Annotated in this window: 17 protein-coding genes and 3 tRNA genes; 8 read left to right on the plus strand and 12 right to left on the minus strand. The window is 70.5% G+C overall.

Features of this window, described 5'->3' with window-relative positions; all coding sequences use genetic code 11:
* Position 1: 1 nt before the first annotated feature.
* From GKE56_RS05950 to GKE56_RS05965, 4 genes are all read left to right on the plus strand, one after another.
* Positions 2-601: a MarR family winged helix-turn-helix transcriptional regulator gene (locus tag GKE56_RS05950; protein WP_195908257.1), complete on the plus strand. Its 600-nt coding sequence runs from the start codon at positions 2-4 to the stop codon at positions 599-601.
* Positions 602-637: 36 nt separating this feature from the next.
* Complete coding sequence (locus tag GKE56_RS05955) at positions 638-1,732, plus strand: MBL fold metallo-hydrolase (protein WP_154683755.1); 1,095 nt, start codon at positions 638-640, stop codon at positions 1,730-1,732.
* Between the two features lie 259 nt (positions 1,733-1,991).
* Positions 1,992-2,753, plus strand: coding sequence for a class I SAM-dependent methyltransferase (locus GKE56_RS05960; RefSeq protein ID WP_195908258.1), 762 nt, complete (start codon positions 1,992-1,994; stop codon positions 2,751-2,753).
* A gap of 101 nt (positions 2,754-2,854) precedes the next feature.
* On the plus strand, positions 2,855-3,442 hold the full coding sequence (locus GKE56_RS05965) for a hypothetical protein (RefSeq protein WP_154683757.1): 588 nt from the start codon (positions 2,855-2,857) through the stop codon (positions 3,440-3,442).
* Positions 3,443-3,901: 459 nt separating this feature from the next.
* Here the strand turns inward: GKE56_RS05965 and GKE56_RS05970 are convergent.
* From GKE56_RS05970 to GKE56_RS05985, 4 genes are all read right to left on the minus strand, one after another.
* A tRNA-Val gene (locus tag GKE56_RS05970) sits at positions 3,902-3,976 on the minus strand.
* A gap of 55 nt (positions 3,977-4,031) precedes the next feature.
* A tRNA-Cys gene (locus tag GKE56_RS05975) sits at positions 4,032-4,102 on the minus strand.
* 22 nt (positions 4,103-4,124) lie between these two features.
* Positions 4,125-4,197 (minus strand) — tRNA-Gly (locus GKE56_RS05980).
* 32 nt (positions 4,198-4,229) lie between these two features.
* Positions 4,230-5,390, minus strand: coding sequence for a YihY/virulence factor BrkB family protein (locus tag GKE56_RS05985; RefSeq protein ID WP_230209226.1), 1,161 nt, complete (start codon positions 5,388-5,390; stop codon positions 4,230-4,232).
* Positions 5,391-5,421: 31 nt separating this feature from the next.
* Here GKE56_RS05985 and GKE56_RS05990 point away from each other — a divergent pair, with 31 nt between their 5' ends.
* Entirely contained in the window at positions 5,422-7,068 is a 1,647-nt protein-coding gene (locus GKE56_RS05990; RefSeq protein WP_230209227.1) for an acyl-CoA dehydrogenase family protein, read from the plus strand.
* Positions 7,069-7,078: 10 nt separating this feature from the next.
* On the opposite strand, the gene GKE56_RS05995 is transcribed toward GKE56_RS05990, so the two are convergent.
* Positions 7,079-7,990, minus strand: coding sequence for a PPK2 family polyphosphate kinase (locus GKE56_RS05995; RefSeq protein WP_154683759.1), 912 nt, complete (start codon positions 7,988-7,990; stop codon positions 7,079-7,081).
* A gap of 12 nt (positions 7,991-8,002) precedes the next feature.
* Positions 8,003-9,004 carry a cell division protein ZapE gene (gene zapE / locus GKE56_RS06000; protein ID WP_154683760.1) on the minus strand — a complete coding sequence of 334 codons (1,002 nt, stop codon included), beginning with the start codon at positions 9,002-9,004 and terminating at the stop codon, positions 8,003-8,005.
* Between the two features lie 32 nt (positions 9,005-9,036).
* Between zapE and GKE56_RS06005 the strand changes: the two genes are divergently transcribed.
* Complete coding sequence (locus tag GKE56_RS06005; RefSeq protein ID WP_154683761.1) at positions 9,037-9,753, plus strand: dihydrofolate reductase family protein; 717 nt, start codon at positions 9,037-9,039, stop codon at positions 9,751-9,753.
* Here GKE56_RS06005 and GKE56_RS06010 read toward each other — a convergent pair.
* A complete protein-coding gene (locus tag GKE56_RS06010; RefSeq protein ID WP_230209228.1) occupies positions 9,743-10,912 on the minus strand; it encodes a S9 family peptidase in 1,170 nt (389 codons plus the stop codon). The genes GKE56_RS06005 and GKE56_RS06010 overlap by 11 nt on opposite strands.
* 2 nt (positions 10,913-10,914) lie before the next feature.
* The gene (locus GKE56_RS06015; protein ID WP_154683762.1) at positions 10,915-13,056 is read right to left on the minus strand and encodes an ATP-dependent DNA ligase; all 2,142 of its coding nucleotides are present in this window, start codon (positions 13,054-13,056) and stop codon (positions 10,915-10,917) included.
* Between the two features lie 52 nt (positions 13,057-13,108).
* Here GKE56_RS06015 and msrB point away from each other — a divergent pair, with 52 nt between their 5' ends.
* Entirely contained in the window at positions 13,109-13,531 is a 423-nt protein-coding gene (gene msrB, locus GKE56_RS06020; RefSeq protein ID WP_154683763.1) for a peptide-methionine (R)-S-oxide reductase MsrB, read from the plus strand.
* A 53-nt stretch (positions 13,532-13,584) separates the two neighbouring features.
* On the opposite strand, the gene GKE56_RS06025 is transcribed toward msrB, so the two are convergent.
* The 3 genes from GKE56_RS06025 to hemG are packed head-to-tail and all read right to left on the minus strand — an operon-like array spanning position 13,585 to position 16,766.
* The gene (locus tag GKE56_RS06025; protein ID WP_154683764.1) at positions 13,585-14,577 is read right to left on the minus strand and encodes a cytochrome c oxidase assembly protein; all 993 of its coding nucleotides are present in this window, start codon (positions 14,575-14,577) and stop codon (positions 13,585-13,587) included.
* A 10-nt stretch (positions 14,578-14,587) separates the two neighbouring features.
* Positions 14,588-15,289, minus strand: a complete 702-nt coding sequence (gene hemQ, locus GKE56_RS06030) for a hydrogen peroxide-dependent heme synthase (RefSeq protein ID WP_154683765.1) — start codon at positions 15,287-15,289, stop codon at positions 14,588-14,590.
* 4 nt (positions 15,290-15,293) lie between these two features.
* A complete protein-coding gene (gene hemG, locus GKE56_RS06035; RefSeq protein ID WP_154683766.1) occupies positions 15,294-16,766 on the minus strand; it encodes a protoporphyrinogen oxidase in 1,473 nt (490 codons plus the stop codon).
* A gap of 77 nt (positions 16,767-16,843) precedes the next feature.
* Between hemG and GKE56_RS06040 the strand changes: the two genes are divergently transcribed.
* A complete protein-coding gene (locus tag GKE56_RS06040) occupies positions 16,844-17,860 on the plus strand; it encodes a DUF4349 domain-containing protein (protein ID WP_154683767.1) in 1,017 nt (338 codons plus the stop codon).
* Here GKE56_RS06040 and hemE read toward each other — a convergent pair.
* Positions 17,847-18,893: a uroporphyrinogen decarboxylase gene (gene hemE / locus GKE56_RS06045; protein ID WP_154683768.1), complete on the minus strand. Its 1,047-nt coding sequence runs from the start codon at positions 18,891-18,893 to the stop codon at positions 17,847-17,849. The genes GKE56_RS06040 and hemE overlap by 14 nt on opposite strands.

An 18,893-nucleotide genomic window follows, 5' to 3' on the forward strand; every position in this document is an offset into this window, starting at 1 on the left:
GGTGGACGATCGCACTGCGCCAGCCGTGGACGACGGGCGCGACGCAGCCGCACGCCGGGTGGACCATCTCGCCTTTGCCCGCGAGTTTCCGTCCGGCGACCCGTCGGCCACCGAGTGCGCCCAGAACTTGATCCTCGCCTCGAGCAGGTTCACCGAAGCCGACAGCCGCGGTCTGCGCCGGCACGGCCTGTCGATCGCCGCGCGCATCACGCTGGCCACGCTCGAAGGTGCCGGTGAGCCACTTCCTGCGACGGTGCTCGCCGAACGACTGCTCGTCACAGGCGCGAGCATCACCTCGTTGGTCGACACCCTGGAGCGCCGCGGCCTGGTCCGGCGGGTGCGGTCCGTCAGCGACCGCCGCGTGGTCCTGATCGAGCTGACCGACGCCGCCAGACCCGTGATCGATGCCTACCTCGCCGAGGTGACCGCTCTGCACGCGGCCGAGTTCGCGATCTTCAGCTCCGAGGAGAGGGAGCAGCTGAGCACTCTGCTCGCCCGGCTTGCCGCGCACATCACCACACTCGACGTGGACGCGATCACCGCCGCAGCCAAGCCACGCAAGGCGCCCCGCAAGGCCACGCGGGGGGCACGCACGTCTTGACGGTCAAGCCATCCGTCAACAGCAAAGGAGAGTTCCATGACAGACATCCAGCAATGCGTGGGGTTTCCCAGCAGGCGTGGGTTCCTTGGGCGCGCCGCCCTGGTCGCGGCAGCAGCCCCCGCAGCAGCCATCCTCCCGACGCTGGTCCCGCAGGCCGCCGCGGCAGCGGACACGGGCGGAGGCCTGCCGACCTTCGCGCCGGTTCCGGCAAGCGCATTCGGCCCGGGACTGAATGCTGACGGCTACTTCGTCGGTCAGATCAACGACAACCTGTACTGGGTGACCGACGGGTTCTACCAGTCGATGTTCCTGGCCACGGCCGAGGGGGTCGTCGTGGTCGACGCCCCTCCGACCATCGGTCACAACCTGCTCCGGGCGATCACAGCCGCCACCGCCAAAGCAGGCACGCCGTCCACGGTGACTCACCTGGTGTACTCGCACTTCCATGCCGACCACATCGGTGCGTCCTCGATCTTCGGCGACGACGTGATCCGCGTCGGACACGTCGAGACCCGCTCGCTCCTTCGTGCGGCCGGCGACCCGCACCGGCCACCGCCGACCGTGACGTTCACCAAGCGGCACGTGCTCGAGCTCGGCGCGGATCGGCTCGAGCTCGCATTCCACGGGCCGAACCACACGCCCGACAACATCTTCATCTTCGCGCCGAGGCATCACACCCTGATGGTCGTCGACGTGCTCTTCCCCGGCTGGGTGCCGTTCAAGAACGTCGCCATCTCGCAGAACGTCCCCGGTTGGATCGAGGCGCACGACATCGCCATGAGCTACCCGTGGACATCCTTGGTGGGCGGCCACCTCGGTCGCCTCGGCGTTCGCGCTGACGGCGAGCTGCAGCGCCAGTACCTGCGCGATCTGCAGACCAGCGTGCAGCAGACCATGGCCAGCCTCGACCCGACCCCGTTCTTCCAGAAGTACGGCCCGTCGGGCAACGCCTGGGCGATCTTCAAGACCTACCTCGACGCGGCAGCGGGACAAGCCGCCGCACCGGTGGTCGACAAGTACCTCGGCAAGCTGGGCGGGGCTGACGTCTTCACCATCGACAACGCCTTCGCGCTCTTCGAGTCGCTGCGCGTTGACACCGGCACACTCGGACCGTTCGGGATCAGGCCTTAGATCGAGGGGTCGCGCCGCGGGCCGAGGCCCCGGTCAGTGCCAGCGGTCGGGGTGGACGTCTCCTGGAATGTCCGCCTCGGGTCGTAGGCGTCCGGCGGAACCGGAAAGGCCCCCCGAATCCAGATGGCTCGGACGCCGAGCCCTCGTCGCATCGAAGAACGTAAAGCTGAGCATCTGACCGGGTGTGTCCAAACGCACTCTCATGCCGGTGGGCGGATGTCGCGTGACGCGTTATGGGCGCATCAGATTGGATGGTGCCGTGGGCACTTGGAGCGGCGTCGCCGACGCATACCGGGAGTCGTTCGCCACGCTGTGCGCGGGCGCCATAGAGCGGCTGCTCGCTGATACGTCAGGCGAGAGGCATCTCGATGTCGGGTCGGGCACGGGGGCTCTTGCTGCCCGCGCCGACGCCCTCGGCCGGAAGGTCATCGCGATCGATGCTGACCCGGAGATGGTCGCAGTGTCGACGGCCGTCGCTGGCGGACGCGTGGTTGAGGGCTCGCTGCCGGACCTACCGTTCGATGACAACGCCTTCGATGCCGTGACGGCGAACTTCGTGATCAACCACGTTCCCGACCCGCGAGCAGGTATGCGCGAGCTCGCCCGGGTCGTTCGCCCCGGAGGGCGTGTTGCCGCGACGATCTGGCCCAGCCAGCCCGCCGAGTGGGCGGTGCTGGTCGCAGGGGCCTTCAGCGCCGCTGGCGTCATTCCGATCCCCGGCCAGCGTCTGAGCGCTGATCTGGACTTCGAACGCTCGGTGGCCGGGCTGCGTGGGCTTGCCGAGGCAGCCGGGCTGGAAGCAATCACGGCCACAGAACTGAAATGGGATTGGGACATCAGCGTCGACGCACTTTGGGGTGGAATCGCCGGAGGAGTAGCGACGGTCGGTCAAACGTTTCTCGCGCAGATGCCCGAGGTGCAAGCGTCAGCCGAGCGCGAGTTTCGTGAGGCGGCCACGGCCCTAGCCCCTGAGGGGATATTGAGACTCTCCACCACGGCCGTCTACGTCGTCGCCACCTGACCGATATCCGCACATGCCGCGTTCCGCGCTCGATCCTGCCGATGAGCGCTCACCCTGACGAACCGCCAGCGTCACGGCGGCTCGGCTGACACACTGCACGCGTGGTTGCCGCCGTTCACTACTTCGCCACCGAGTCCGACCAATGGGCGCTGCGGGACTATCTCGGCGAGCCGACGGAGGTCACGCTCCAACCCTGGCCCGTGGTCACATCCCCGCCCTTGCGCCTGGCGCGGACCAGAGCGATCACCCTTGGAACGGTCATGTTGGTCCATCGCAAGCTCGGCGACCCCGTGCTCATTGACCCTGACAGCGAAGCGATGGCGACCTCGACGAAGTCTGGACTCTTCAACCGCCTGAACTGGGAGCGCCTGCGCCCAGCATCAACTGAACGCCTGGTCGACTCCAACGCATCGCCGGTCCTTTTCTGGCGACCGGGTCTGTCGACGGCGGAGGAGATCCAGTCGAGCGAGATCGGTTCGCAGGCCGACTCCATTGCCGCCATCTCGCAGGAGTACGAGCGTTGGGCGAATCGGGCCATGAGCTGGGTCCGGCGCAGGGGCACGAAGGTCTGGGGTCTCGAGAAGACCAGTATCAGGCCAGACCTCGATATCCGGCTGAGCACCGTCAGTACCGTCTACGCGCTGCCTGATGCTCTCGCGGCGTTGAAATCAGGCGCACACGCCTCCTAGCCAAGTGCGCCCACATGCCGCTTTAGGTGCGGCCGATGACCCATCATGACGAGGTGTAGATCCCCAGACGGCTGCGGCCGTGGCCCGGCAGGACCGTTGCCTCGCGGACACCAGCAGTCGGCTGCCGCGAACCTACCCAGGTTCGCCGGTCCAGGGCGGCACGCGAAGCCTCGGTCACGGCGAGGTCGAGTCGGCGTGCGCCATGACTTCGCGAACCCTCGACTGGCGGGGCAAGGGGTCCAAAGTCAAGGACATCTGCTCCCTCACCTGACTGCTTCCCTGCATGAGAAGTGACACCGGGTAGCGGGGACGCCTGCGCACAACCACGGACGCCAGCGGACCGCGCCTCCGGCCAAACGCGCAGCCGTAGTCACTCACTAGGTCACTCACGGGCCATGCTCGAACCCCAACGAAACGGCCCCTTACTTGCGTCTCCGCAGTTCAGGGGCCGTTTCGTACTGGTGGGCGATACTGGGTTTGAACCAGTGACCTCTTCCGTGTCAAGGAAGCGCGCTACCACTGCGCCAATCGCCCTGGGTGGTGCTGGGTTTGACTCAGAAATTCGAGTCTCACGGTGGGTCCCGTGTCGAGGTGGAGACGGGATTTGAACCCGTGTACGCGGCTTTGCAGGCCGCTGCCTCGCCTCTCGGCCACTCCACCGTGAAGGCGGTCAAACCCTCCGAGCGGATGACCGGGCTCGAACCGGCGACCTCAACCTTGGCAAGGTTGCGCTCTACCAACTGAGCTACATCCGCATTACCCGCGCTATTGGTGTCGAACGGGATTTTCACCCGCTGCGCGTGCGGACAGACAGTATCCGATCTTGCGCGTCGTCTTCAAATTGGCTCCCCAGACCGGTCCGGTCAGCCCCGTCCGGCATGGGCGTCAGGGGCTTGCGAGCCTCGTCACGGAGCTCGCTCACCGATGCCGCGAGGTCGCCCTCCAGCGCCTCCAGACCGCGATCGGGCGTCGGCTCGGACCCCCGCTCGCCACGACCACGGGCCCGCCGGGCAGCCCACCGTCCCTTGAGCCAGGTGACCGACTGCGCGCGCAGGGAGGGCCGTTCCTCGACCGGCCACAGCGTCCGGATCGCGGCGTTCAGGGCCGCGCCGATGAGCACGGCGATGGCCAGCGCATACAGCCAGATGAGCAGCACGATCGGGGTCGACAGCGGTCCGTAGATCGAGGTGCCGTCCCGCACGGAGGCGGTGATGGTGCTCCGCAACACAAAGGACGCCAGCACCCAGATGACCAGCGTGAGGACACCCCCGGGCACATCGCGCAGCCAGGGAGTGCGCCGCGGCGTCGAGATGTGGAACAGCGTCGCCACGCTCGCCACCGCCAGGACCGTGACCACGGGCCAGTAGAGGTACGTGAGGACGTGCAGCTCACGCGGCAGCAGCTGGCCGAGCCACTCAGGGCCGATGACGACGAGCGGGATCACGACGATCCCCACGAGGAGCGACAGGAAGTACAGCGTCAGCGACAGCGCCCGGGTCCGGACGATCCCGCGCACGCCGGACTGCCCGTACATGATCGAGATGGTGTCGACGAAGACGTTGAGCGCACGCGACCCCGACCAGATCGAGAGCAGGAACCCCACCGAGATGAGGTCGAACCGGCCGTCCTTCAGCACCGCTGTGACGGTCGGGACGATCGTCTCGGTGACCACCCCCTCGAGGACGTAGCGCTCGGAGAACGTCCTGATGCCGTCGACCAGCTGCTGCACGATGTCCTGCCCGAGCAGCTTGCCGAGGTAACCCACACCACCGAACAGCCCGAGCACCAGGGGAGGAAGCGACAGCAGCATGAAGAAGCCCGCCTCGGACGCCAGGCCGGTCACGCGGTAGCGCAGGCACACCCGGATCGTCTCGAGCGTGAGCCGGGCCACCGGCAGAGCGCCGGGGACGCGAACCAGCTCGCGACGCACTCGACCCCTGACACTCACACCGCCACGGTATCCCGGCATAGTGGGGGCCGTGCCCACCCACGCCGTGACCAACCAGGTGCCCCCGCTCCCCGACTACAACACGCTCGAGAGCCAACCCGCGCTCCACGAGGGTCTGCGCCGCTGGGCCGACCCCGCGGCATACGCGGAGATCAGCGCGCTCGGCGCACGGGCCGGCTCGGTCGAGGCGCGCACCTGGGCGGTCCAGGCGAACGAGAACGAGCCCGTCCTACGCACCCACTCCCCCACCGGCGAACGCCTCGACGAGGTCGAGTTCCACCCCGCCTGGCACTCCCTGATGCAGGTCGCCGTCGGCGCCGGTCTCACGGCCGAGCCGTGGACCCAGCCTGCCGCGAGCGCGGCGCACGTCCGCCGCGCGGCCGGGTTCATCGCGTGGTCCGAGAACGAGCAGGGACACCTCTGCCCCATCTCGATGACGTATGCCGCGGCGCCGGCCCTCGCCGCCAACCCGGCCCTCGCGCAGCGCTGGGTGCCGGCGCTTGCGTCGCGGTCCTACGACTTCGGCGTCCGCGCGCTCGCCGACAAGCGCGGCGCGATCGCAGGCATGGGCATGACCGAGAAGCAGGGCGGCTCCGACGTCCGCGCCAACTCGACCGTCGCCGTCGCGACCCCGGGTGGTCCGCTGGAGGGCGGCGAGACCTACCGGCTCACGGGGCACAAGTGGTTCTGCTCGGCGCCGATGAGCGACGCCTTCCTCGTGCTCGCGCAGACCGACGCCGGGGTGGGCTGCTTCCTCGTGCCTCGCGCCCTCGACGACGGCACCCGCAACGCCTTCGCGCTGCAGCGACTCAAGGACAAGCTCGGCAACCGCTCCAATGCGTCCTCCGAGGTGGAGTTCGACGGCACGTGGGGGGTCCGGGTCGGCGACGAGGGGCGCGGCATCCGCACCATCCTCGACATGGTGGCCGCTACCCGTCTCGACTGCATCCTCGGCTCCGCCTCGACCATGCGCGCCGCTCTGGTTCGCGCGGTCCACCACGCCCGGCACCGCTCCGCCTTCGGTGCCCTCCTGGTCGACCAGCCCCTCATGCAGAACGTCCTCGCCGACCTGGCGCTCGAGGTCGAGGCCGCCACGACCCTCGCGCTCCGTCTCGCGCACGCCGTGGACGAGGGCGACACCGCCCTGTCGCGCCTCGGCGTCGCGGTGGGCAAGTACTGGGTCTGCAAGCGCACCTCCCCCATGGTCGCCGAGGCGCTGGAGTGCCTGGGGGGTAACGGGTACGTCGAGGAGAACGGTCTCGCCCGCCTCTACCGCGAGGCCCCGCTGAACTCCATCTGGGAGGGCTCGGGGAACGTCAACGCCCTCGACGTGCTGCGCGCCGTGACCCGCGAGCCGGCCTCCGTCGAGGCCTTCCTCGCCGAGGTGGGCAAGGGTCGTGGGCAGCACCCCGCCCTCGACCAGGCGATCGCCGGGCTCCCCGAGGTGATCGCGTATGCCGCCCAGCCGGGCGCCCAGTCCGGGGCCCGCCGCGTCGTCGAGCAGCTGGCAGTCACGCTGCAGGCCTCACTGCTCGCGCAGTACGCCCCGACCGAGGTGGCTGACGCCTTCAGCGCCAGCCGATTGGGAGGCGCCCACGGCACGACCTTCGGCACTCTCGACGCGCCGCTGGCCGTCGCGACCGCACGAGGCATCGTGGACCGCGCCTTCGCGGGCTGACCCTGAGGGGTCAGGTGGCGGCGAGGCGGGCCTTCTCGGCCTCGACGTCGTAGTCGACCTTCGGCCACTGCGGGTCCATCGCCTCGAGGCACTCGAGGACCAGGCTCTGCACCGCGAGCCGGGCGTACCACTTCCGGTTCGCCGGCACGACGTACCACGGGGCTGCATCCGTCGACGTCCGGTCCAGGACAGCCTGGTACGCCTCCTGGTACATCGGCCACAGCAGTCGTTCGTCGACGTCTCCGGGGTTGTACTTCCACTGCTTGTCGATCCGCTCGAGGCGCCGGGTCAGCCGCGACTTCTGCTCGTCGGACGAGATGTGGAGCATGACCTTGACGACGGTCGTCCCGGCCTCGACCGCCTTGGCCTCGAAGTCGTTGATCTGGGCGTAGCGACGCGACCAGGTGGCCTTGGGCACGAGGTCGTGCACCCGGACGACGAGGACGTCCTCGTAGTGCGAGCGGTCGAACACCCCGATCTGCCCGGGGTGCGGCAGCGCGTTGCGGATCCGCCACAGGAACGGATGGGCGCGTTCCTCCGCGCTGGGCGCCTTGAACGCCGTGTACTTCACGCCCTGGGGGTCCATCTGCCCCACGACGTGGCGCATGATGCCGCCCTTGCCCGAGGTGTCCATGCCCTGCACCACGAGCAGGAGCGAGCGCTGGCCGTCGACCTTGGACTCGCCGTACAACCGCTCCTGGAACTCACCGATCTCGCCCGCGCGGGCTTCGAGGGCCTTCGCGCCGGCCGCCTTGTCGCCCGCAAAGGCGGGCGTCGAGCGCGGGTCACACTCCGACAGCAGGAAACCCTCGTTCACCCGCAACGCGTCGGTGAAGCTGATCGGTGCCAGCGTCGTGGCCTTGGCACTGGTCGACTTCGAGTTCTTCGTCGCCTTCTTGGCCTTGTTCGGCTTCTTCCCCATCTGCGCATCCTGTCATCGCAGGTCAGCGCGCGCGAGCGCAGTGAGCCGCGAGATGGCGCGGTAGTACTTCTTGCGGTAGCCGCCGGTGAGCATCTCCGGTGCGAACACCTCGCCCAGCGGTTGGCCGTTCGCGTAGACCGGGATGTCGGCGTCGTACAGCCGGTCCGCGAGCACGACGAGCCGGAGCGCGACGGCCTGGTCGGTCACCGGCCGCACGTGGGTCCACCCGACCGCCGTCACGCCGTCGAGCATGGCGCGGTACCGGCTCGGGTGCACCGTCGCGAGGTGGCGCGTGACGTCGACGAAGTGGTCGAGCAGACCGCCGTCCCGGTCGACCTGCGACGCGACCTCGGCCTCGCTGAGCGGTTCCGGGCTGTCGACCATCTCGCGGTGGCGGTAGTCGGGCCCACCCACGGTGACGACGTCGAACCGGGCCGACAGCGCCTGGATCTCCCGCAGGAAGTCCTCCGCCGCGAACCGGCCCTCGCCGAGGGCGTCGGGCAGGGTGTTCGAGGTGGCCGCCAGGCTCACCCCGGCCTCGGCGAGGCGCGCCAGCAGGGTCGCCATGAGGACGGTGTCGCCGGGGTCGTCGAGCTCGAACTCGTCGATGCAGACCAGCCGGTGCCCGCGGAGCGCCTCCACGGTCGGCTGGAACCCGAGCGCCCCGACCAGGTTGGTGTACTCGACGAACGTGCCGAACGCCTTCTCGCCCGTGGCCTCGTGCCACAGCGACGCGAGCAGGTGCGTCTTGCCGACGCCGAACCCGCCGTCGAGGTAGATCCCGCGGCCCGCATCCACCTTCTTCCGCCGGCCGAACCACCCTCGGCCCGCGCTCTCGGCGAGCCCCGCGGCATACGCCTCCAGCCGTTCGACGGCCGCCGCCTGGCTCGGTTCGTCCGGGTCTGGGCGGTAGGTCGAGAAGCGCTCGGCATCGAACCGGGCAGGCGGCACCAGCTCGCGCACGAGGCGCCCCCGGTCGAGCTGTGGGGAACGGTCGAGCAGGGAGCCGGGCACGCAGGCAGCCTAGTGAGTGGCAGACTCCCGTCATGCGCCTGCTGCTCGACCCCTCCGGCTCCCGCACCCCCGGCGGCACGGTGACCGCGGAGGACCTTCCCGGCCTGTATGCCGCGCCCGCTCGCCGCTGGTTGCGGGTGAACTTCGTGTCCACCCTCGACGGCGCCGCCGCTGGCGCAGACCAGCGATCCGGCAGCATCAACACGCCGCCCGACCACGCCGTGTTCGACGTGTTGCGCCGGGTGAGCGATGTCGTCCTCGTCGGCGCGGGAACCGTTCGCGCCGAGGGCTACTCCTCGCTGCAGTCCGAGGATCCGAGCGCCCCGCGGCTGGTCGTCGTGAGCAACTCGGGACGCCTCCCCGCCAGCGTCGGAGGCGGCCCGGTCGGGTCGGTGCTGCTCGTGAGCCGGGAGAAGGCCGATCCGCGAGCCCTCGACGAGGCCCGCGACCTCATCGGAGAGGAGTTCGTCCTCACCTCGGGGACCGACACCGTCGATCTCCTCACGATGCGGCACATGCTGGAGGACAAGGGATTTCGCCAGATCCTCTGCGAAGGGGGGCCGAGCCTGTTCGCCAGCCTGCTGGCCGCTGGCGTTGTCGACGAGCTCGACCTCACCTGGTCCCCGCTGCTCGTGGGCGGGGAGCACCCGAGCATCCTCAGCGGGTCGCCGCGCGAGGCGCACCTCGCGCCCATGCTCCTGCTCGAGGAGGGCGGCACCCTGCTCGGCCGGTGGCGCATCACCCGCTGACGAACTCCGCGACGCACCGTTCCCAGCGATCGGGGTCGACGTTCCACTCCTTGGTGTGCCGGGCGGTGTCCCACGGCTCCATGGTCACGAGGTCCGGCCGCACTGCGGCCAGCTCGAGCGAGGGTCCGACCGGCACGAACTCGTCGTCGACCGAGTGGATCACCAGCATCGGGTGACGCAGCTCGGCCGCTCGCTGCACCCAGTTGGTCTTCGCGACGTCGACGGGGCTGTGCACGCCGACGAGCCGGCGCGCCGACCGGCGCCCCATGAGGGCGCGGCTGAGGCCGCCGATCGGGGCCGGCACCTTGTGGGCCCGCGCGTGGTGCGCCAGCACGTCGCCCCAGTCGATCACCGGACCGTCGAGCACGACTCTGGACACGTGGTCGGCGAGCCACGACCGGCTCAGCGTCTGCAGGACGATGGCGCCGCCCATCGACCACCCCACGAGGATCAGCTCGCGCGCGCCCCGCTGCACCGCGGCAAGCCCGGCGTCCTCGATGTCACGCCATTCCGACAGGCCGAGGTTGTAACGCCCGTCGGGTCCGCTCCGGGCGCCGAGGTCGTTGCGGTAGCTCGGGATGATGACGTTGATCCCGTTGTCACGCAGCGGCTTCACGGCTCGCAGCCCCTCGTCACGTCGAGCGCCGCGCCCGTGCACGAGGACCGCCCAACGGTTCGACTCACGCTCCGCCCGGATCACCCAGGCAGGCATGGTGCCCAGCTCGGTGGGCACGTCGACGTACTCGGTGGGAACCCCGAGGGCGCGGTCGGGAGGGCCGACGAAGAAGTACTGGTTCCACCGGGCGAACCCCGGAGCGAGGAGCCCGTAGTCCACGCCGAGGACCTGGCGGCGGACGGTCCCGCGCTCATGGTCGAGCGCGACGACGTCGCCGAGCCGCACGTGCCCTCGTGAGGAGTCTAGCCAGAGCCCGTACCGTCCCGGCATGACGGTCTCGGGGGTGATGTCCAGGGTCACCGTGGTGTCGCCGACCGCGAGGATCTGGGTGTCGTCGGGCCGCTGGCGGTCGGGCGTGAGCGCTTTTCGCGCGAAGTAGGCCGCGGCTCCCACCGAGGTCAGGGCGCCCGCCGCAGCCACCGAACCACCCGCCACGGCGGCCCCCAGCGCCGCCTTGCGTGCCACCGCACCGCGATCCGCCACGCCTACCGCTCCCCCAGCACGTCGGCGAGGTCGAAGCTCACGGGCTCCTCGAGCTGCTCATACGTGCACGAATGCGGCTCACGGTCCGGGCGCCACCTGGCGAACTGCGCCGTGTGCCGGAACCGCAGGCCCTCCATGTGGTCGTACCGCACTTCGACGACGCGCTCAGGACGCAGCGGGGTGAACGAGAGGTCCTTGCTGGCGTTCCACCGGCTCGTGGCTCCACTGGTCGGGGTCCGCGTACCCATCTCCTCCTTGGCCCAGGCCCAGGGGTGGTCGTCGAAGGTCGTGACGAGCGGCTGCAGCTCGTCGAAGAGCTCCTTGCGCCTGGCCATGGGGAAGGCCCCGATGACCCCGACACTCATGAGCGAGCCCTCGTCCGTGTAGAGCCCCAGCAGCAGGGACCCGACCAGGTCGTCACCGCTCTTGTGGGTGCGGTAGCCCGCAACCACGCAGTCCGCGGTGCGCTCGTGCTTGATCTTGATCATCACCCGCTTGTCCGGCTGGTAGGTGCCGTCGAGGGGCTTGGCGATCACTCCGTCGAGTCCGGCGCCCTCGAACTGGTGGAACCACTCCTGGGCGACGTCCGGGTCACGGGTGGCCCGAGTCAGGTGCACCGGCGGCTGGGCGCTGGCCAGGGCCTTCTCCAGCAGCGCGCGTCGCTCCTCGAGGGGCCGCTGGGTGAGGTCGTCGTCGCCGAGTGCGAGCAGGTCGAACGCCACGAAGCTCGCCGGCGTCAGGGTCGACAGCTTCGTGACCCGACTGGCCGCTGGGTGGATCCGTTGTTGGAGGGCGTCGAAGTCGAGCCGGTCACCGGACTCGGCGATGAGCACGATCTCGCCGTCGACGACACACTTCTCGGGCAGGTTGGCGAGCGCCGCCTCGACGATCTCGGGGAAGTAGCGCGTCATCGGCTTCTCGTTGCGGCTGCCGATCTCGACCCGGTCCCCGGATCGGAAGATCACCGAGCGGAAGCCGTCCCACTTGGGCTCGTAGAGGTAGTCGCCCCGGGGAATCCCCTTCACCGGCTTGGCCAGCATCGGCGCCACCGGTGGGATCACGGCCAGGCCCCACGCTGCGTCGCGGTCGGCCTTGGGCCCCAGGTACTCCTCGTCGGCCCGGTCCTTGCGGCGCTTGCTCGGCTGGACCCTCGGGGGCTCCCCGGGCATCTTGGGGTAGTCCGGCGGGAAGTTCAGCTCACCCAGGCCACGCTCGTGGACATCCTTGTCCCACAGGGCGATCGCGGCCGAGACGTCGCCGACGGCATCGTCCATGCCCAGCCACGCGTCACCGTCGGCCGCCAGGATCCCCGGAACGGTCCGCACCGTGAAGTCACCGGGGACGACGCCCCGCAGCGCACCCCAGCCGACCGGCATACTCACCGGCGCCCCGGGCAGGGGACGGGGGCTGTAGGCCGACGCGATGGTCCGGTCGCGGCAGGCCTGGTTGAAGTCGACGAAGACGCGCTCGCCCCGCTCCTCCTTCCACCAGGAGGTCGTCACGAGGTCGGGCAGCCGACGCTCGAGCTCACGGGCGATGCCGATGACCCCGTGCCGCACGTCGAGGAACTCGTGGGTGGGCGCGACGCGGACGAAGACGTGCACGCCGCGGTTGCCCGAGGTCTTGGCCCACCCGGTGAGTCCGAGCTCGGCCAACACCTCCCGCAGGACGAGGGCAGCCTCGACGGCATCTGCGTAGGTGCGCCCCGGCTGCGGGTCGAGGTCGATCCGCAGCTCGTCGGGGTTGTCGACGTTGGTCGTCCGGACCGGCCACGGGTGGAAGGTCACCGTGTTCATCTGGACCGCCCAGACGACCGCAGCAGGTTCGTCGACGACGACCTGGAGGTGCTTGCGTCCGGAGGGGTAGGTGCACATCACGGGGGTGATGAAGTCGGGGATCCCCTTGGGCGGGTTCTTGGTCCAGAACTCCTCGCCCGTGATGCCGTCCGGGAAGCGCTGGAGGGTCACCGGCCGGTTGCCCAGGGCACGCAGATAGCCGTCGGAAACCGCCACCGCGTACTCGGCGAGCTCGAGCTTGGTGATGCCCTCGTCCGGCCAGATCAGCCGCTCAGGGCTGGAGATCCGTACCAACCGGGCCCCCTGCGGGCCACCCGGAACTTCCAGCTCAGTCGCCTTCGCCGCCATGCCCGGCAGCCTAGCCGGGAACCAATGCTCGGCCTGTGGTGTTGTGCTGGACATGGAGAGCACAGACAAGTCGTATGCCGTGAGCAAGACCGAGGAGGAGTGGCGCGCCGAGCTCGGCCCGGCCGCCTACCAGGTGCTCCGGCAAGCGGGCACCGAGCGGCCCTACGTCGGGGAGTACACCGACACCAAGACCGAGGGCGTCTACGCCTGTCGGGCCTGCGGGGCCGAGCTGTTCACGTCGCAGACCAAGTTCGACAGCCACTGCGGCTGGCCGTCGTTCTACGCACCCCTGGCGGGCGACCGCGTGGAGTACATCGAGGACACGGCGATGGGGATGAAGCGGGTCGAGGTGCGGTGCGCCACCTGTGGGAGCCACCTCGGGCACGTCTTCGAGGGCGAGGGCTACGGCACGCCGACGGACCAGCGGTACTGCATCAACTCGATCTCGATGACCCTGCGCCCCGCTCAGGCCTGAGTCGGTCCGATCGCGCTCGGCCCGACGCCTGGACCGCCAGCGCGTACCCATGGTCAGGGTGCACGGCGGGTGAAGCGCGGGTCGGTCTCCCACCAGGGCCGGTCACGCAGCCCCTCGGCTGAGCCGGGTGGGACCTCGACCGTGGTGTCCGGCCGGTCCTGACCGGCCCCCGGCGCCAGCCGGGCTTGCGCCGCCAGCCGCTGCGCCTCCTCACGGTCGAGCCGGGCGTCGACGAGAGCGGCCTCGCGCGCATCGGAGCGCACCCACACGAGGATCGTCGCGGCGAGCAGCGGCAGCCCGACCACCTCGGCCACGCCGAACATCGCACCGCCGCCCAGCCGCTGCTCCCACAGCGGGTCCCGCGCGGCGAGATAGGCGGCGACGGGTGTGCCGAGCAGCGCCGGCGACGCCATCACGACGACTCCCGGCACGGCATCGAGCAGGCCGTCGCCGAAGGCGATGAGCACCCGCACGCCGGCGGTGCACCACGCTGGCACGAGCTCGTCGGCGAGCAGCGGCAAAACGAACAGCAGGCCGCTGCCGAGCAGCACGGCATACGTCAGCTCGCGGACCCACGGATGCGCGACCGAGGCGGCGAGCCACGGGGTGACGAACAGGGCGAGATGCAGGCCGGTGGCCACCACGGAGGCGAGCAGCGGGAACATCACGATGCGGGCGGTGCGGCCGGTGACGACCCGGTCCAGGACCGTCGCGCGGCGTTCGCCGAGCGCCCGACGCGCCAGCGCCAGCGGGTCGCCCAGCGCGATCCCGACGGGGGTGATCGCGGCGAGCACCGCCGACTGGGCCGCAGCCGCGACGAACGACGTGTCGCGGAACGCCGCCAGGCCGCCGTCCGTGGCCAGCACCAGCGAACCGATGCCCACGAGGTAGAAGGTGATCGGCCGGAGCACCGGCACCGCGTCACCGCGGCGGTGCAGGCCGACCAGGATCGCCGCGTAGGCCACCGAGGCGACCACCGCGAGCACGGTGCCGAACGGGGACACCACCCACTGCGTGACCAGGCCGCTGGGGGTGAAGGCGGTCACGGCGGCGACCTCAGCGCAACGAGGCGAGCAGGTCGGCGACCTCGACGCGGCGGCCGGTGTGGAACGGGACCTCTTCGCGCACGTGCATGCGAGCGCGCGAGGCCCGCAGCTCGCGCATGAGGTCGACGATGCGGTGCAGCTCGTCGGCCTCGAACGCCAGCACCCACTCGTAGTCGTTCAACGCGAAGGACGCGATGGTGTTGGCCCGGACGTCGGGGTACTCGCGGGCCTGCTGACCGTGCTCGCGCAGCATGTCGCGGCGCTCCTTGTCGTCGAGCAGGTACCACTCGTAGGACCGCACGAACGGGTACACGCAGATGAAGTCCTTGGGGTGCTCGTCTGCGAGGAACGCGGGGATGTGGCTCTTGTTGAACTCGGCCGGGCGGTGCAGGGCGGCCGCAGACCAGGTCGGCTCGAGGAGCTGTCCGAGCTCGGTCCGCAACAGCGCACGGTAGGCCCCCTGGACGTCCTCGATCCGCTCGGCGTGCCACCAGACCATGAAGTCGGCGTCGGCGCGCAGCCCGCCGATGTCGTAGACCCCTCGCGTGACGACGCCCTCTGACTCGAGCCGGGCGAAGAGGTCCTCGACCTCCTTGGCCATGACCTCGCGGTTGTCGCCCAGTGGTGCCGTCACGGCGAACACCGACCACATCGCGTAACGGATGGAGTCGTTGATCTCGCGGATCCGGGAGGGTGAAGGCTTGCCAGTCATGGCCCTAGTGTCCCGCGCCACCGCCATCGGAGCGCAGGTGGGTCACCACCGACTGCGCGGCCGCTCGTCCGCTGGCGATGCACGCGGGCACCCCCACCCCGTCGTATGCCGCGCCGGCCAGCGCCAGCCCGGCGAGGGAGCGGGTCGCCGCCCGGATGCGGGACACCCGGTCCAGGTGTCCCACCGCGTACTGCGGGAGGGCACCGCCCCACCGCTGCACCTGGGTGTCGACGACCGGCGGCAGCTGGTGGCCCAGGGCCTCACTCACCTCGGCGACCGCGATGGCCACAAGCTCCGTATCGGGCCGCTGCAGGTCGGTGGTCTCGCCATGTCGACCGACCGAGGCGCGCAGGAACGACAGGTCCTGCGCTGCGCCGGCCGCCCACGCCCACTTCGAGGAGGTGAAGGTGCTGGCCTTGATGGTGCGCCCCTCGACCGCGGGCACGAGGAAGCCGGAGCCGGTCAACGGCGGGTGCGCCGCCCCGCGCCGCCGGGTGGAGTCCACCGCGAGCGTCACGATGGCCATCGATGCGTACTCGATCGCCGCCAGCTCGCGGGCGGCCACGGGTGCGTGCGGCGCCAGCAGGCGGGAGGTGGGGGTCGACGGCACGGCAAGGACCACCGCGTCCGCGGGGATGCGCTCGGGCTGGGCACGAGACCCGACCACGACCGACCATCCCCCGTCACCGGTCACGGGCTCGCGGTGCAGCTCGCGGACGATCGTTCCGCTGCGGATCGTCACGCCGCGCACACGGAGCTGTTCGACGAGCACCTCGGCCAGGCGGCCGACCCCGCCGTCGAGTCCGGCGAAGACCGGAGCGGCGGCCCCCGTCGGTGCCACCGCCGACACCGCCTGCGCCTCCGGGGCGGCTGAGGCAGCGCGTGCCGCGTCCGTGAGGGACTCCCCCCGACTGACCGCTGCGAAGACCCCGGGCAGGCAGGCGCGCAGCGACAGGGAACGCGCCTGACCGGCATACACCCCACCGAGCAGAGGCTCGACGAGCCGGTCCACCACCGCCTCACCCAGCCGCGCCGCGACGTAGTCGCCGACCGACACGTCGTCGAACTCGCCACCCTCCCAAGGGCGTTCGTGCTCGGCTCGGGCCACCTCGTCGGCCGACAGGATGCCGCGCGCGGAGGACGCGGGCGACGGGATGCCCATGAGCGTGCCTCGCGGCAGGGGGTGCAGGTCGCCCCGGGACCAGACCGCGGCCGACGTGGTCGCAGGGTGGACGACCTCGGCAGCGAGGTCGAGCTCGGACATGAGGGCGAGCCCCTCGGGTCGGCGGGCCAGGATCGACTCCGCGCCCACGTCGACCGCCACGCCCGCCACGGGCTCGCGGCGCAGCTTGCCGCCCGGGCGGTCGGCGGCGTCGACCACGGTGACGACTGCGTCGGGCATGGCGCGCACGGCCTCCCACGCCGCGGCGAGGCCGGCGATGCCACCGCCGACGACGACGATGCGTGACCCGGTCATGGGCCCACCCTTTCAAGATCGTGACGGTTTCGTCACCACCGGGGTGGAACGAGCAGGTCCGGAGCGCAGTCGAACTCGTGTTCCGGATCCACCGCCTCGACACGACCGACCAGGGGGTCGCCATGTTCCGTGATCGTCATCGCACCACTCTCCCGGCTATCGGCATCGGCGTCGTCGCCGCGTTCGCGCTCGCCGCGTGTAGCGCCGGCAGTAGCGGCTCCAGCTCGGCGAGCAGCGCCATCGCCCCTGCCGGCGGCGTGCAGGACTCCCGCGGCCAGTCCGTGGGCGGCACCGCCATCGGCGCCCCCGCACCGAACGGCAAGTCCCCCAGCACGGGCACCGGTGTCGACCCCGCCGCCCTGCAGGCTGGCCAGGACGCGCTCGCCCGCCGCGCGACGATTGCCCTGCAGGTCAAGAACATCGGCCAGGCAGTCGCCCGGGTCCGCGCCACCTCGGCAGCAGCCGACGGCATCATCCTCGACGAGAACATCGGCACCGCCGACGGACCCGTCCCCCTCGCAGACTCCTCCAAGGTGAGCGCGACGACCTATGCCGAGATCACGATCTCCGTGCCGTCCGACCAGCTCGACGCAGTCATCGCCGATCTCGGGTCGGTCGGCACCGTCATCCGCTCCACGAGCTCCAGCGAGAACGTCGGGTCCCAGATCGTCGACACCCAGTCCCGGCTCGACACGATGCGGGTCAGCGTCGAGCGGGTGCGCGGGTTCCTCAGGAGCGCCAAGGACCTCACCCAGATCGTGACCCTCGAGGCCGAGCTGACCCGGCGCGAGTCCGACCTCGAGGCGCTCGAGGCGCAGCTGGCCTCCCTCAAGGGCAGCGTGGCCCGCTCCCCGGTGCAGGTCAGCCTGACCACCGTGGCCGCGGTCATCGCCCCGCCCGCCACCGCCACCGGGTTCCTCGCGGGACTCAAGGGCGGCTGGAAGGCGTTCACGGCCTCGGTGAGCGTGGTGCTGACCGTGCTCGGCGCCGTGCTGCCGTTCGCCGTGGTGGCAGCACTGCTGGGCCTGCCGGTCTGGTGGTACGTCCGTCGGCGCCGGCTCGGTGCTGCGCCCCCCGTGGTCAGCGCTGGCTGACCTCGTGCACCAGCTCCACGACTCGGGTCAGGACATCGGGGTCGGTGTCGGGGAGCACGCCGTGGCCCAGGTTGAAGATGTGCCCGGGAGCCGCCTTGCCCTCCTCGACGATGTCGCGCACCTTGGCCTCCAGCGCCTCCCACGGCGCGAAGAGGAGCGCAGGATCGAGGTTGCCCTGCACGGCATACGAACCGTCCAGGCGGGCGAGCGCATCGGTGAGCGATACGCGGTAGTCGACCCCGACGACGTCGGCGCCAGCGGCGCCCATGGCCGCAAGCAGCTCACCGGTGCCGACCCCGAAGTGGATCCTGGGTATGCCGCGCGCAGCCACCATCGCGAGCGCGGCGGCCGAGTGCGGTTGCACGAACCGCTCGTAGTCGGCCCGCGGCAGGGCACCCACCCAGGAGTCGAACAGCTGCACCGCTGAAGCCCCGGCGGCGGCCTGCACGTCGAGGAACGCACCGGAGATCTGGGCAAGTCGCGCGCAGAGGTCGTGCCACAGCTGGGGGTCGCCGTACATCAGGGCCTTGGTGTGCTCGTGGTTCTTGCTGGGGCCGCCCTCCACGAGGTAGCTCGCCAAGGTGAACGGCGCCCCCGCGAACCCGATGAGGGGCGTCGCGCCGAGCTCGGCGACCAGCAGCCGCACTGCCTCGGTGATGAACGGCACGTGCTCGGGAGTCAACGCCGGCAGCCGGTCGAGGTCGGCCCGGCTGCGGATCGGCTTGGCCACGACGGGCCCGACCCCGGCGACGATGTCGAGGTCCACGCCGACCGCGGCCAGAGGCACCACGATGTCGGAGAAGAAGATGGCGGCGTCGACCCCGTGCCGGCGCACCGGCTGCAGCGTGATCTCGGTGACGAGGTCGGGTCGGCGGCACGAGTCGAGCATGCCGATGCCCTCGCGCACGGCGCGGTACTCCGGCAGCGACCGCCCGGCCTGGCGCATGAACCACACCGGAGTGTGCGGGACGGGCTGCTGGGTGGCAGCCCGGACGAGCGCGGAGTCCTGCGGGGTGGCGCGTTCGGAGGTCAC

Origin of the sequence: Nostocoides sp. HKS02, assembly GCF_009707485.1 — a bacterium.
Classification (GTDB): domain Bacteria; phylum Actinomycetota; class Actinomycetes; order Actinomycetales; family Dermatophilaceae; genus Pedococcus.